This window comes from Micromonospora sp. NPDC047756 (assembly GCF_055587245.1).
Map to the genome: position 1 here is coordinate 400177 of NZ_JBVJGQ010000003.1, position 12843 is coordinate 413019.

The following is a 12843-nucleotide window of genomic DNA, read 5'->3' on the forward strand; positions in this document are numbered from 1 at the left end:
GCGTCTGCCCACCGCCCTCGTGGGCCCCGCCGCCGGCTACTACCCGCCGGTAACGTCAGGTCGTAGGCTGGACCGGTGAACGGGGACCCGGAATACGCGCAGGAGTTCGTCGACGTCGACGGTGGCCGGCTGGGTGTGCAGGTCTATCCGGAGCCGCCCGGGGTGACCGGCGCGCCGGTGGTGGTGATCTGGCCGGCGATGGGGGTCCGGGCCCGGTACTACCGGCCCTTCGCCGCCGAGCTGCGCGCCGCCGGGCTCGCCGTGGTCGTGGCCGACCTGCGCGGCACCGGGGCGAGCACGCCCGCGCCGAGTCGGGCGGACCGGCACGGTTACGCCGAGCTGGCCGCCGACGTCGGCGTCGTCCTGGCCGCTCTCAAGCCGCGACTGGACGGGCGCACCCGACTGCTCCTCGGGCACTCACTCGGCGGGCAGGCCAGCCTGCTGCATCTCGCCCTGCACGGGACCGACGAGGTGGACGGCTTGGCGCTCGTCGCGGTCGGCATCCCGTACTGGCGGACCTACCCGGGCCGGCGCGGCCTCGGCGTGCTGCCCCTCACCCAGGGGATCGCCGCGACGGCGGCGCTGCTCGGGGTCTGGCCCGGCTGGGGTTTCGGCGGCCGGCAGGCGCGCGGCGTGGTCCGTGACTGGGCCTACACGGCGCGGACCGGCCGATTCCCCCGAATCGACGGTACGGACACCGAGGCCGCGGTCCACGCGGTGCGGACCCCGGTGCTGGCCGTCAGCGTGGACGACGACCAGTTCACCCCGCACGAGACAATGGACCACCTCTGCGCGAAGCTCGTCGGAGCGCCGGTGACCCGGGAGCGTTACACAGTGGCGCAGGCCGGGGCGACACTGGACCACTTCACCTGGGTCCGAGCCAGTGCCCCGCTGGCGCGGCGGATCGCCGAATTCGTCGGCGACCTGCCGCCCCGCTGAGCCGTACCGGCCGGTCGGCTCACTCGTCCTGGTCCAGCGGCACCAGGTTCCCGTCCCGTTCCACCTGGATCTCGGCGTGCTCCTTGCGGGGTGGGACCTCTGCGGTCTTCCGGTGTGGGTCGTTGTCGGGGTGCATGAGCACCGCGTCTGTTTTGGGGGTCTTCTCCCGGCTCTCGTCCGGCTGCGACATCGCGTTCCCCTCTCGTCGGCGTCGCTGAGGATCTACCCGCCGCCGGGCGAACGACTCCTGCCCGGGGCAGGTCGACCCGCCGACGCCGCCGATGTCCGGTAGCGGCCGGTCGCGACGGTGATCGGCCCACCCGGGGCGGGGTTAGCCGCTCGACCGGCGGGTAAGCCGCACCGCCCGACACGGCGGAAGGGGATCACATGTCCGAACGGCACACCGCACTGCGCTCGATGCACGATCTGGGCCTGGCGGCCTGGTTTGGCGGCTCCCTCATGGGTGCCTTCGGCGTCAATGGCGCGGCGGCGAAAATCAGCGACTCGACCCAGCGACTCCCGGTCGCCTCGGCCGGATGGTCCAAGTGGACACCGGTCAACGCGGCCGCGATCGGCGCCCACCTGGCCGGCGCCGTCGGCGAGCTCGTGACCGAGAGCCCACGGGTGGCGGCCCAGTCCGGCGTGGGCCGGGTCAGCGCCATCAAGACCGCGCTGACCATCGGCGCGCTGGCAGTCACCGGGTACAGCCGGTTGGTCGGCATGCGGCTGGAGAAGGCGGGTGGTCCGTCGGTGAGCGGTGCCACCGAGCCGAACCACCAGACACCGGCCAGTGTGGCCTCGTCGCAGCGGCAGATGAAGCTGCTCCAGTGGGCCATCCCGGCGCTGACCGGGACCCTGGTCGTGGTCACCGCGTACATGGGTGAGCAGCAGAAGCCCGGCCAGGTGTTCCGCGGGGTGCTCGGCCGCGCCGGTGGGATGAAGGGCGCCTCGAAGGGCATGATCAAGATGGCGGGAATGAGCAACGGCAAGCGGCCGATGGCGATGGCCGGACGCTGAACGGCAGGCCGGCCGGCGTCCTCCGCCACCTCGACGGCGGGGCGCTGACCGGCCTGCCCGCACCGCAGCGATGACGGGTCCCGCGCGGGCGGCGGGCGTGCCGGCGACATGCCGTACGCCGCGCTCGGGCGGGCGGTCCCGGCCCGAGGACGGCACACCGTCCGCCGTAGCGGCGGACCGACGAGCGGGGTGGCCATGACGGCGCACGAGGGACGCAGCGGGAACAACGACCGGCTGGAGCCGGAGGCGACCAGGCCGTGGGGCACCGGCGACGACGTCGACGCCGACGCGCCCTGGGGCACCGGCGACGACTCACCGATGGACGAGGGCAGCGAGGAGACCGCGGTGCCCGAGGGACGGCGCGGAGAGCGACGCGCGGGTGCCCCGGCGGGCCGGTCGGACCCGGCGGGACGGCACGGCTTCGGCTCGGTCGAGCCGACCCGTACGACGATGGCCGGACCCGGTGCCCCACCCGATCCCGCCCCCAGCGGCAGGAGCTTCCCCGACGACGCGGACATCGGCGAGTCGACGCAGGACGCCCTGCGCAGCCGGGGACGGCGGTCCTGAGCGGACCGGCGTCCGACCGGGTGGCCGGTGCGGAGATCAGCCGGTCACCGGGACGGCCTGCTCGACGAGCATCGTCTCGGCGAGCAGTTGCGCCAGCCGGGTGGCGTCGCGCTGGGCCTGCCCGGCGCAGCAGTTGTTGAACAGCACGTGCAGCTCGTCGGAGCGGTCGGCGAACTCGGCCAGCAGCCCGGCCCAGTGTCGGAGCTCGTCCTCGGCGTACGCGTACCGGAACTTCTCCTGCTTGTCACCCTCGCGCCAGGCGTCGCTGTGACCGTGGAACCGGACTATCGCCGGCTCCGCCGTCATGGTCAGGATCGGCGGCACCGACGACGGGTGCCCCTGCGGCATGTCGACACAGACCAGGGACAGGTCGTGGTCGCGTAGCAGGTCCAGAGTGCCCGCCGCCGAGTCCTCGTCCAACCAGGAGCCGTGCCGCAGCTCCACACCGACCCGCCACGGGCGGCAGCGCTGCGCCAGCTCGACGATCCGGCGTTCGGCAGCGGGGCTGCGCACCAGCCACGGCGGGAACTGCAACATCACCACACCGAGCTTGCCGGCCGCCGCGATCGGGTCGAGGGCCGCGCGGAACCGGGCCCACAGCTCGTCGTACGCCGGCTCCGGCAGGTCTCGGCGGCGGATCCGGCTCGGGCCGCCGGCCGGTCGCAGGTCCCGCGGCAGCACGGCGACCGGTGTCGGGTGACCGGTGAAGAGGCTGAACGCCTTGACGTCGAAGGTGAAGTCCTCCGGTGTGGCGTCCACCCAGCCCTGGGTCGTCTCCGGCACCGGAATGGCGTAGTAGGACGTGTCCACCTCGACCATCGGGAACTGGCTGGCGTAGAAGCCCAGTCGGCGGGCCGGCGTGCTGGCCGAGCGGGGGTACCACCCGGAACGCAGCAGGGACTGGTCCGCCCAGGACGACGTGCCCACCTTAATCACACCCATGTCATTCAGTGGACCGCCACCGGCGCGGATCGGCAACCGCTGGCGGGACTTCGGTCGAGGAGGTGTCGTGCCCGGGAAGTGTCGGTGTCGCGCCCTACGGTGGCACCGGTGGACATCAACGAAGGGTGGCGGCATGACCAGCACTGAGCAGCTCACCGGTGAGCGCGCCGATCTCCTGCAGACACTCCGCAGGCACCGCGGCTTCCTCCTGCAGACGGTCGACGGGCTCACCGACGAGCAGGCGGCCAGCCACCCCACCGTCAGCGGGCTCTGCCTCGGCGGCCTCATCAAGCACGTGTCCGGCGTCGAGCACCGGTGGATGCTCTTCGCCGCCGGTGGCGCGGAGGCGATGAACCGTGAGGAGATCGACTGGGTCGGTCAGTTCCAGATGTTGCCGGGTGAGACCCTCGCCGGGCTGGTCGAGCGTTTCCAGGAGGTGGCCGCCCGGACCGACGAGTTGACCGCCACCCTCGACCTGGACGCGGCGCACCCGCTGCCGCAGGCGCCCTGGTTCGAGCCGGGAGCGAGTTGGACGGTCCGGCGGGTGCTGCTGCACCTGATCGCCGAGACGGCCCAGCACGCCGGGCACGCCGACATCCTGCGGGAGTCGATCGACGGCGCCAAGACCATGGGCTGACCCGACGCGCGCGGACGGGTCGCGGGGTGGTCGCCGACACGCCTCAGCCGAGTCGGGTGCGTTTCCGCCCCTCGGTGGTCCGGTCCCTGGCGTAGGCGTCGGAGTGGCCCCAGCGGCCCGGAATGTCCAGCAGCTCCAGCCGCCCGAGCCCCTCCGGCACGGCCGGGTTCACCAGCAGGTTGTCGCCGGTGGGCCGCAACCCCAGGGTGGTGCTCAACAGCATCAACAGCGCCCCCGACGACCACGACTGCGGGCGGGCGGCCCCCGGCAACTGCACCGGATACTTCGTCAGGCTGCGCTCGTGCCCGGCGATCGCCTCCGGCACCGCGCCGCCGAGGGTCTGCGCCAGGTCGAAGATGCCGCCCGCGATCGTGGCCGCGTGCGTGTCGCAGCCGTAACGGCGCAGACCGGCGGCGATCAGGGCGTTGTCCGCCGGCCACACCGCCCCCAGGTGGGCGCCCACCGGGTTGTACGGGCGCTGCCCGGTGGCGAAGGTGCGCACCCCCCAGCCACTGAACAGGCGCGGTCCGACCAGGTGCTCGGCGACCGTCTCCGCGCGGTCGTCCGGGACAATCCCGCTCCAGAGCAGATGCCCCATGTTGGAGGCCAACGCGTCGACCGGCTCACCGTAGGGGTCGAGCGCCAACGCGTAGTAGTCCCGGTGGGGCAGCCAGAAGTCCCGGTTGAAGCGCTCCTTCAGCGCTGCGGCTTCCCGCTCCAGCCGGTCGGCGTACGCGGGGTCGTTCCAGAACTCCCGGGCCAGCCGGGCCCCCCGCCTCTTCGCGTCGTACGCGTAACCCTGCAACTCGCAGGTGGCGCGGGGAAATGCGGGTTCACTGCCGTCGGCGCTGGTGATTGCGTCCGGGGAGTCCTTCCAGCACTGGTTGACGGCACCGTGGCGTTCGTTGCGACGCTGGTAGCGCACATACCCGTCCCCGGTCATGTCGCCGTACTCGTCGATCCAGTCCAGCGCCATCCGGGCCGGGTGGCGCAACTCGCGTACCAGGTCCCCGTCACCGGACCACCGCTCGTACTCGTCGAGCAGGACGACGAAGAGCGGGCTGGTGTCCGCCGATCCGTAGTACAGCGCGTGCGCCCGGTCGCCGAACGCGCCGGACTCGCCGTACCGGAGATGGGCCAGGATCTTGCCTGGTTCCTCGTCCAGATCGTCGTCGAGGTGGCCACCCTGCATGAAGGCCAGCATCCGCAGCGTCGCGGGGGCCAGTTGGGGGGTGAACGCCAGCGTCTCCAGGCACGTGATGATGCTGTGCCGCCCGCACAACCACATCGTCCACGGCAGACCGGCGATCGGCACACGGGCGTCGTACGACAGTGGCCGGTACCGCAGTGCCGCCAGGTCGGCCAGGCTGCCCCGGTACATCTCCTCCAGTCCGTCGCGTTCGGCCATCAGTTGCGGCGCCTGGTCCATCCAGTCCGCCAGGCTCTCGCGCATCCCGGTGCGCACGGCCCGCTGGTGGGACTCCAGGGAGTCGCGGACATCCTGCCCGTCCGCACCGCCCATGGTCATGGCGATGTGCAGGTCGGTCTCCCACTTCCCCTCCGGGGCGATCCGGACCCGGAACGTCATCCCTCCCTCGTCCACCTCCACCGGTTCGGTGCTGCGCACCGTGGTCTGGCGCACGAAGCGCTGCCGTTGGTACCGCAGCACGAGCTGCTGGTTCGCCGAGTCCGCAGCGACCTCGACGGCCCGCTGGCGGAGGTGCCCGATCTCGGCGATGTCGGTGAAGTCGCTGCCCATCTCCACTCGGATCGTGAAGTCGGCCGGCTCCGGCGAGTGGTTGAGCACCGTGATGTTCTCGTGCAGACAGTCGTGGATCGAGCGGTGGCGGATGATCGACACGTCGGCGTCGACGTAGTGGCTGGCCGCGCCGGGGACCAGAACGAACCGCGTCTCGAAGTAGGTCAGGTCGTCACGGGAGAGCGCGTTGATCCTTTCACCGTCGATCCTGAGCACAAAGTGGGACAGGAAGCGGGTGTCGTACGCGAAGAGCCCGACGGGTGACCGCGGGTCGGCCTCGATGTCGCCCTGGGCGTCGCAGATCGCGAACACGTTACCGGCGATCACGTGGAGCAGTTCCTGCCTCACGACTGTTCCTCCCGAGCGTGCACCGGGCCGCGGTCCGGGGCCGGGGCACCCGCCGCGCTCCGGTCCGAGGGCCGCGCGGCGAGGGCAGCCCGGCCGAGTTCCCGGGGATGCCGGGCGCCGCTGGGCCCTGCGAAGATCCGCCGCAGCAGCATCAGCAGTCGCATGTCGCCGTGCAGGGCGAGGTCGTTGCGCAGCAGCGCCGCGCCGGGGTGCAGCTGCCCGTCGACCATCTTGTCGAACACCCGCCGGTCCGCGCTGACGACCAGGTCGGCGTCGTCGGCCGACCGTCCCACCCGCACCTGTTGGTCGGCGACGGTGAGGTACCAGTGATCGGTGCTGCCGTCGTCGCGGACGTCCAGCCGCAGCGTTCCCGCTGTGGTCTCCGGCAGGTCAGGCCGCCGATCGGTGTCCAGCTGTCGCAGGTACTGCTCCGCCGTCGCGCCCATCGGGTCCCCTCCCCACGGTTTCCCGCAGGATCACCCGCGTCGGGGTGATGCCGGCTCACCCGCAACGGGTGAGGGACGCGTCAGCCGGCCTCGATCAGGCCGCGCACGTAGGCGGCCTGGCCCACGTGTTGCAGGTCGTCGTCGACGATGCTGACCAACCGGACGCCGAGGGTGACCGGCGGGTCCCACGACTCGTCGACCACCCGGTCCAGGTCCGCCGGGCCCAGACCGGCCAGCAGGCTTCCGGTACGCGCCGCGACCGCCTGGTAGTAGTCGATCAGCGCCTGCGCGTTCTCCGGCCGTACGGCGGCGACCTGAGCGGGCGAGTGCCCGTAGCCGGTGTCGTCGGGGTCGGCGGTCAGCCCGAACCGACCGGCCCAGTCTCCGCTGACCCAGATCTGCTCGGCGTCGAGCAGGTCGGCGACGTGGTGGTCCTGCACCCGGCTGAGGTGCCAGACCAGCCAGCCGACCGAGTTGCCGCCCGGCCCGGGCTGGTGGCGCAGTTGCTCGGGGCCGAGGCCGTCGACCGCCGCGCGGACGAGGTCGGGCAGCCTGTCGTACGCCTCGGTCAGCAGGTCACTCACGTCCACGGGTATGCCTTCCCGGTCGGTTTCCGAACAGGTACCGCCGGAACCGGGTGGGCAAACCTCGGCCGCTACGGTGATCGAATGGTCGCAGCGGTGGAGTTGTACCTGGACCCGGACGCCACCCGCCGGATCAGGGTGCTCTGGGACGCGCTGGAGGCCGAGGGGGTGCAGAGCATGCGCTCGCTGCTGGAGCGTCGCCACCGTCCGCACGTCTCGCTCATGGTGGCCCCCCGGTTCGACCCGGAGCAGGTCGTCGAGGCGCTACAGGGGACGGTGGTGGCAGCCCCGCTGCGGCTCGACTTCCACCATGCCGGCCAGTTCGTCGGTCGGGTGCTCTGGCTCGGCCCGGCGCCCACCCCGGAGTTGCTGGCGCACCACCGGCTGGTGCACGACCGGCTCGCCGCCGCCGGCGTCGCCCTCGCCGAGCACTACCGGCCGGGGCGGTGGGTGCCGCACTGCACGCTCTCCATGCGGGTGCCGAACACGCTGATGGCTGCCGCGGTGCGCCGCTGTCTGGAGGTGTTGCCGTTGAGCGCGACAGTGGTCGGCGCGGCGCTCACCGACCACGCCCGCGGAATCGCCCACCCGCTGCCGTGACCGCGCCTCGACCGTCGAGGCGTAATGTCCGGTTTGGCGGGTGACAGTCGGAAACCCGAAAACAAGCGGTGCGGATGCGGCCGGGCGTGGGAAGGTTCGAGTGGCTGTCGTACCGGTGGTGGGCTGCTCACAGGTGGTCCGCCCGGCCGGTGTGGCGCGGGGTCACCCCGGGCCACCCACGGCGGCTTCGACGAGGAGAGGCAGGGCCCATGCAGGCTCAGCGCAGGCCACCGCGCTCGGAGCGGAGCCAGACCCGGGACGACCGGACCGGCGGGGGAATGACCGGGGCGGCCACGCCACTGACGATCTGGGCGGCCGCCGTACTGCTCGGCCGGATCAGTGCCGGCGACGACGACGTCGAGGACGAACGGCACATCCTGCGCGGCATCGAGTGAATCCCGGCCGCGCGGGTCAGAGCCAGCCGCGCCGCTTGAAGATCACATAGAGGGTGCCGCAGACCAGCAGCATCAACAGCAGCGCGAAGAGGTAACCGAAGCGCCAGTTCAGCTCCGGCATGTGGACGAAGTTCATGCCGTACACGGTGCCGATGAGCGTGGGAGCGAAGAGGATCGCCGCCCAGGAGGAGACCTTCTTCAGCTCCTCGTTCTGGCTGTAGCTGGCGGCGGTGAGGCTGCGCATCTCCTCGTTCTGCTGCTGCGAGACGAGGGTGGCGTTGACCGTGAGGATGTTCTGCAACAGGTGCCGGAAACCGTCCACCCGCTCCACCACCTGGGTCAGGTGGTCGGTCACGTCGCGCAGGTAGCGGCGCAGCTCCTCGTCGGCGCTGGCACTGCCGGCGCCGTCGGCCAGCGCGCCGAGCACGCTGAGCAGCGGACGGGCGGCCCGCTGGAACTGGATGACCTCCCGGCTGAGCCCGTAGATGCGGCGGCTGGCGTTCGGGTCGCCACCGAACACCTGGGTCTCGATCTCGTCGATGTCGTTCTCCAGGCCGGCCACCACCGGCGCGTATCCGTCGACGACCTGGTCGAGGATCGCGTACAGGACGGCCTCCGGCCCCCGGGCGAGCATCTGCGCCTCGGTCTCCAGCCGTCGCCGCACCGCGGCCAGGTCGGGCGCCTCACCGTGTCGGACGGTGACCACGAAGCCCGGGCCGATGAACAGGTGCAGCTCGGAGAACTCGACCCCCTCCCGGAGGTCGTCGTAGCGGGCGGCGCGTAGCACCACGAACAGGGTGTGCCCGTAGCGCTCCAGCTTGGGCCGCTGGTGGGCGTTGATCGCGTCCTCGACGGCCAGGTCGTGCAGCCGGAACTCCCGGGCCAGCGAGGTGATCTGCTCGATGTCGGGCCGGTACAGCCCGATCCAGGCCATCGCGCCGTCCTGCTCCTGGAGGCAGCGGTACGTCTCGGCGAGGCCGGACGGCGAGGCGAACCGGTGCCCTCGGACGTAGACCGCGCTGTCCACCAGACCACCGTGGGACGCGGCGGCGGGTGACCCTGTGGGCGGCGGCACACCGCCCCTCGTCTCGTACTCGTCGAGTTGGCGGCCGAAGCCACCACCCGGGCGGAAGCGACGGCCGCCGACCATGCCCTGTCCCCTCCCCCGGCGCCGTCCCGTCCAGCCCGGGGCGCTGCTTCCCCGCTGTCCCGGGCCCTGAAACCCGCCGTGGCGTCGGCCGGGTTCCGCGCACCGGCGGACGGGGACGGCCCGTCGGGCGGATACTCACGGTGACCGTGGGGATGACGGGGGACGCGCCGGTGAAGGTCGACAGACGCACCGGCCGGTTGCGGGGGTGGCTGCTCGACGCCGGCTCGGACCAGGCTATACAGCACCCGGGGCCGCACGGGCGCCCGCCGGAGCACCGGCACCACCCGTGGTGGAAGGTGATGTGCCTGACCGGCGTCGACTACTTCTCCACGCTGGGTTACCAGCCGGGCATCGCGGCGCTGGCCGCCGGCGCGCTCTCACCGGTGGCGACCCTGGTGCTGGTGCTGGTGACCCTGCTGGGGGCGCTGCCGGTCTACCGGCGGGTGGCGGTGGAGAGCCCGCACGGTGAGGGCTCCATCGCGATGCTGGTGCGCCTGCTGAGCTACTGGCCGGGCAAGTTGCTGGTGCTGGTGCTGCTCGGTTTCGTGGCCACCGACTTCATCATCACCATCACCCTCTCGGCCGCCGACGCGACGGCGCACATCGACGAGAACCCGTTCTGGCCGAGCGGGCTCAAGGGTCACGAGGTACTGGTCACGCTGCTGCTGGTGTCGCTGTTGGGCGCGGTGTTCCTCAAGGGATTCACCGAGGCCATCGGGGTCGCCGTCGTCCTGGTCGCGGTCTACCTGACGCTGAACGCGGTGGTGGTGGCCGACGCGCTCTGGCGGGTGGCGACGCATCCGAGCGCGGTCGGCGACTGGACCACGATGCTGACCACCGGGCACGGCGATCCGTGGCTGGTGGTCGGGCTGTCGCTGTTGGTCTTTCCGAAGCTGGCGTTGGGTCTGTCCGGCTTCGAGACCGGGGTGGCGGTCATGCCGAGCGTACGGGGTGACCCGCAGGACTCGGAGGCACGACCGCTGGGCCGCATCCGTGGCGCGCGCCGGCTGCTCACCACCGCGGCGGTGATCATGAGTGTCTTCCTCATCACCAGCAGCGTGACGACCACGGTGCTCATCCCGCCGGAGGCCTTCCAGCCGGGCGGACCGGCGAACGGGCGCGCGTTGGCGTACCTGGCGCACGCCCACCTCGGCGAGGTGTTCGGCACCGTCTACGACCTGTCCACGATCGGAATCCTCTGGTTCGCTGGGGCATCCGCGATGGCGGGTCTGCTCAACCTCGTGCCGCGCTACCTGCCCCGGTACGGCATGGCGCCGACCTGGGCGCGAGCCGTCCGGCCGCTCGTGCTGGTCTTCACCGCCGTGGCGTTTCTGATCACGATCGTCTTCGAGGCCAGCGTGGACGCGCAGGGCGGCGCGTACGCCACCGGGGTCCTGGTGTTGATCACCTCGGCCGCGACGGCGGTGACGCTCGCTGCGCGCCGGCAGCGTCAGCGCGGCCGCACCATCGCCTTCGGCGTCATCACGTTGATCTTCGTCTACACCACCGTGGCGAACGTGGTGGAACGCCCGGACGGTGTGAAGATCGCGGCCTGTTTCATCGGCGGGATCATCCTGGTGTCGGTGCTGTCCCGGCTGATGCGGGCCTACGAGCTGCGCGTCGACCACGTCGAGCTGGACCACACCGCGACGCGGATGATCGACGAACGCGCCGGACGACGGATCCGCCTCGTCGCGCACGAACCCGACCGGCGCGACGAGGCGGAGTACCGCGCCAAGCTGGCGCAGACCATGGCGGACAACGACTTTCCCGACGACAGCGACGTCATCTTCGTCGAGGTCACGGTCACCGACCCGTCCGACTTCGAGACCGAGCTGCTGGTCCGCGGTGGGGTGGTCGACGGCCGTTTCCCGGTGCTCAGCCTGGCCAGCTCGTCGGTGCCCACCGCGCTCGCCGCCCTGTTGCTGGAGATCCGCGACCGCAGCCGTCGGCGCCCCCACATCTACTTCGAGTGGTCCGAGGGTGGCCCGACCCGCAACTTCCTGCGCTACCTGGCCTTCGGACAGGGCGCCATCGCCTCGGTGACCCGGGAGATCCTGCGCCGCCAGGAGCGCGACCCGCACCGTCGACCGCACGTCCATGCCGGCTGACCTGCGAGTTGACAGCCCATCGCGCACAGTGAGCGTGGTCATACCGACTGGACGATCCACCCGTTCCTGCTGCTAGCCTCGGCGCAGGTCATGAGCGCCAGCGCGAAGCCCCGGCTCGCTGGCCGGCAACCCTCCTCCGCGGTGGGGTGCCCCGGGTGAAGACCAGGCACCGGCAGGACGTCGGTGCAAGCGTGGCCTGGCACCCAGGTCAGCACAGACCCGGGAGAACCATGCGCATCCTCGGCACCACCGGACCGACCGACGTCGCGGACACCCGCACCGGTCGCCCCTCGCCCGTACTGATCCGGCGACGGCACCTGGACATGATGCGAATGTGCAGCGCCGCCTGTCGTCGCGGCACCGCGCTCTAGCACCACCTTCCCGAGCTCCTCTCCCACCGGTACGCCCATCGGGCGCGCCGTCGGTGGCGTACGTCCGTGCGCGCCGAGACACCACCCTTCGGAGACACCAGTGCGATTCCTTCCTGCCCTGACCCGCGCCGCCGCCCTGAGCGCGGTCACGATCCTCGCCGCCACCGCCCTCACCGCCTGCGGAGACGACGACTCCTCCGACGCCAACCCGTACGGCCTGGCCCAGTCGGGCGTGCTGCGCGCCGGAACGCTGACCGACGCGCCGCCGAACGTGTACCTCGAGGACGGCAAGTTCACCGGCTTCGACAACGACCTGCTCACCGCCGTGGCCGGCAAGCTCTCCCTCAAGGTCGAGTTCGTCGGCACCGACTTCTCCGCGCTGCTCAGCCAGGTCAACAACCGTAAGTTCGACGTGGGCAGCTCCTCGATCACCATCACCGAGGCCCGCAAGAAGACCGTCGACTTCGGCAACGGCTACGACTTCGGCTACTTCGGCCTGGACGTCCCGGCCGGCTCGCCGATCACCGGCTTCGACCAGCTCGCCGGCAAGCGGGTCGTGGTGGTGCAGGGCACCGTCCAGGACGACTACGCCACCGGCAAGCAGCTCAACCCGGTGCGGGTGCCGGACTACAACGGCGCGATCAACCAGCTCAAGGCGGGCACCGCCGACGCCTGGATCGCCCCGGCGGAGATCGGCGAGAAGTCGGCCGCCGACAGCAAGGGCAAGATCACCGTGGCGGCCAAGCAGCTCAGCCCGGCACCGACCGCGTACGCGGTGGCCAAGGGCAACGACAAGCTGCGCGAGGCGCTCAACAAGGCGCTCGACGAGGTCATCGCCGACGGCACCTGGAACCGGTTGCAGGCCCAGTACTACCCGGGCCGGCCGATCCCGGCGGACTTCGCCCCGGGCAGCGGCGCGGTCAAGGTCGCGCCGTCGGCGTCCGCGTCGGCCGCGTCCTGAGCCGGTGACGAGCGAG

14 protein-coding genes and 1 riboswitch are annotated in these 12843 nt (G+C 71.6%); of the genes, 8 read left to right on the forward strand and 6 right to left on the reverse strand.

Annotated elements, in window-relative coordinates; genetic code table 11:
- Positions 1-75 precede the first annotated feature (75 nt).
- Positions 76-939, forward strand: coding sequence for an alpha/beta hydrolase family protein (locus ACZ6NZ_RS11225; RefSeq protein ID WP_465857908.1), 864 nt, complete (start codon positions 76-78; stop codon positions 937-939).
- 19 nt (positions 940-958) lie between these two features.
- Here ACZ6NZ_RS11225 and ACZ6NZ_RS11230 read toward each other — a convergent pair whose 3' ends face one another.
- Complete coding sequence (locus ACZ6NZ_RS11230) at positions 959-1129, reverse strand: hypothetical protein (RefSeq protein WP_465857910.1); 171 nt, start codon at positions 1127-1129, stop codon at positions 959-961.
- 197 nt (positions 1130-1326) lie between these two features.
- Here ACZ6NZ_RS11230 and ACZ6NZ_RS11235 point away from each other — a divergent pair, with 197 nt between their 5' ends.
- Both ACZ6NZ_RS11235 and ACZ6NZ_RS11240 read left to right on the forward strand, forming a co-directional pair.
- Entirely contained in the window at positions 1327-1956 is a 630-nt protein-coding gene (locus ACZ6NZ_RS11235) for a hypothetical protein (RefSeq protein WP_366611549.1), read from the forward strand.
- A 195-nt stretch (positions 1957-2151) separates the two neighbouring features.
- A complete protein-coding gene (locus ACZ6NZ_RS11240) occupies positions 2152-2523 on the forward strand; it encodes a hypothetical protein (RefSeq protein ID WP_465857912.1) in 372 nt (123 codons plus the stop codon).
- 36 nt (positions 2524-2559) lie between these two features.
- On the opposite strand, the gene ACZ6NZ_RS11245 is transcribed toward ACZ6NZ_RS11240, so the two are convergent.
- The gene (locus tag ACZ6NZ_RS11245; protein ID WP_465857914.1) at positions 2560-3465 is read right to left on the reverse strand and encodes a DUF72 domain-containing protein; all 906 of its coding nucleotides are present in this window, start codon (positions 3463-3465) and stop codon (positions 2560-2562) included.
- Positions 3466-3598: 133 nt separating this feature from the next.
- Between ACZ6NZ_RS11245 and ACZ6NZ_RS11250 the strand changes: the two genes are divergently transcribed.
- Positions 3599-4102, forward strand: a complete 504-nt coding sequence (locus ACZ6NZ_RS11250; RefSeq protein ID WP_425846117.1) for a DinB family protein — start codon at positions 3599-3601, stop codon at positions 4100-4102.
- Between the two features lie 43 nt (positions 4103-4145).
- Here ACZ6NZ_RS11250 and ACZ6NZ_RS11255 read toward each other — a convergent pair whose 3' ends face one another.
- The 3 genes from ACZ6NZ_RS11255 to ACZ6NZ_RS11265 form a co-directional block, all read right to left on the reverse strand.
- The gene (locus ACZ6NZ_RS11255) at positions 4146-6209 is read right to left on the reverse strand and encodes an amylo-alpha-1,6-glucosidase (RefSeq protein ID WP_465857917.1); all 2064 of its coding nucleotides are present in this window, start codon (positions 6207-6209) and stop codon (positions 4146-4148) included.
- Positions 6206-6655, reverse strand: coding sequence for an SCP2 sterol-binding domain-containing protein (locus ACZ6NZ_RS11260; protein ID WP_465857919.1), 450 nt, complete (start codon positions 6653-6655; stop codon positions 6206-6208). Before ACZ6NZ_RS11260 ends, ACZ6NZ_RS11255 begins: the two co-directional genes overlap by 4 nt.
- Before the next feature lie 80 nt (positions 6656-6735).
- Positions 6736-7245 carry a mycothiol transferase gene (locus ACZ6NZ_RS11265; RefSeq protein ID WP_465857921.1) on the reverse strand — a complete coding sequence of 170 codons (510 nt, stop codon included), beginning with the start codon at positions 7243-7245 and terminating at the stop codon, positions 6736-6738.
- 78 nt (positions 7246-7323) lie between these two features.
- Between ACZ6NZ_RS11265 and ACZ6NZ_RS11270 the strand changes: the two genes are divergently transcribed.
- Together ACZ6NZ_RS11270 and ACZ6NZ_RS11275 are read left to right on the forward strand one after the other, a co-directional pair.
- Positions 7324-7839 carry a 2'-5' RNA ligase family protein gene (locus ACZ6NZ_RS11270; RefSeq protein WP_366611540.1) on the forward strand — a complete coding sequence of 172 codons (516 nt, stop codon included), beginning with the start codon at positions 7324-7326 and terminating at the stop codon, positions 7837-7839.
- Between the two features lie 209 nt (positions 7840-8048).
- Positions 8049-8234 (forward strand): hypothetical protein, encoded by a 186-nt coding sequence (locus ACZ6NZ_RS11275; protein ID WP_366611538.1) that lies wholly within the window; start codon positions 8049-8051, stop codon positions 8232-8234.
- A gap of 16 nt (positions 8235-8250) precedes the next feature.
- On the opposite strand, the gene corA is transcribed toward ACZ6NZ_RS11275, so the two are convergent.
- Positions 8251-9384, reverse strand: coding sequence for a magnesium/cobalt transporter CorA (gene corA / locus ACZ6NZ_RS11280; RefSeq protein ID WP_465857924.1), 1134 nt, complete (start codon positions 9382-9384; stop codon positions 8251-8253).
- 152 nt (positions 9385-9536) lie between these two features.
- Here corA and ACZ6NZ_RS11285 point away from each other — a divergent pair, with 152 nt between their 5' ends.
- Entirely contained in the window at positions 9537-11495 is a 1959-nt protein-coding gene (locus ACZ6NZ_RS11285) for an amino acid transporter (RefSeq protein ID WP_465857926.1), read from the forward strand.
- 86 nt (positions 11496-11581) lie between these two features.
- Positions 11582-11693: riboswitch (SAM riboswitch) on the forward strand.
- 273 nt (positions 11694-11966) lie between these two features.
- Positions 11967-12827, forward strand: a complete 861-nt coding sequence (locus ACZ6NZ_RS11290; RefSeq protein ID WP_465857928.1) for an ABC transporter substrate-binding protein — start codon at positions 11967-11969, stop codon at positions 12825-12827.
- Positions 12828-12843 lie beyond the last annotated feature (16 nt).

What these genes read in the sequence shown, in the direction of transcription:
- ACZ6NZ_RS11230 (WP_465857910.1), bottom strand. Translation starts at nt 1,129, where the DNA reads ATGTCGCAGCCGGACGAGAGCCGGGAGAAGACCCCCAAAACAGACGCG.
- ACZ6NZ_RS11235 (WP_366611549.1), top strand. Translation starts at nt 1,327, where the DNA reads ATGTCCGAACGGCACACCGCACTGCGCTCGATGCACGATCTGGGCCTG.
- ACZ6NZ_RS11240 (WP_465857912.1), top strand. Translation starts at nt 2,152, where the DNA reads ATGACGGCGCACGAGGGACGCAGCGGGAACAACGACCGGCTGGAGCCG.
- ACZ6NZ_RS11245 (WP_465857914.1), bottom strand. Translation starts at nt 3,465, where the DNA reads ATGGGTGTGATTAAGGTGGGCACGTCGTCCTGGGCGGACCAGTCCCTG.
- ACZ6NZ_RS11250 (WP_425846117.1), top strand. Translation starts at nt 3,599, where the DNA reads ATGACCAGCACTGAGCAGCTCACCGGTGAGCGCGCCGATCTCCTGCAG.
- ACZ6NZ_RS11260 (WP_465857919.1), bottom strand. Translation starts at nt 6,655, where the DNA reads ATGGGCGCGACGGCGGAGCAGTACCTGCGACAGCTGGACACCGATCGG.
- ACZ6NZ_RS11270 (WP_366611540.1), top strand. Translation starts at nt 7,324, where the DNA reads ATGGTCGCAGCGGTGGAGTTGTACCTGGACCCGGACGCCACCCGCCGG.
- ACZ6NZ_RS11275 (WP_366611538.1), top strand. Translation starts at nt 8,049, where the DNA reads ATGCAGGCTCAGCGCAGGCCACCGCGCTCGGAGCGGAGCCAGACCCGG.
- corA (WP_465857924.1), bottom strand. Translation starts at nt 9,384, where the DNA reads ATGGTCGGCGGCCGTCGCTTCCGCCCGGGTGGTGGCTTCGGCCGCCAA.
- ACZ6NZ_RS11285 (WP_465857926.1), top strand. Translation starts at nt 9,537, where the DNA reads ATGACGGGGGACGCGCCGGTGAAGGTCGACAGACGCACCGGCCGGTTG.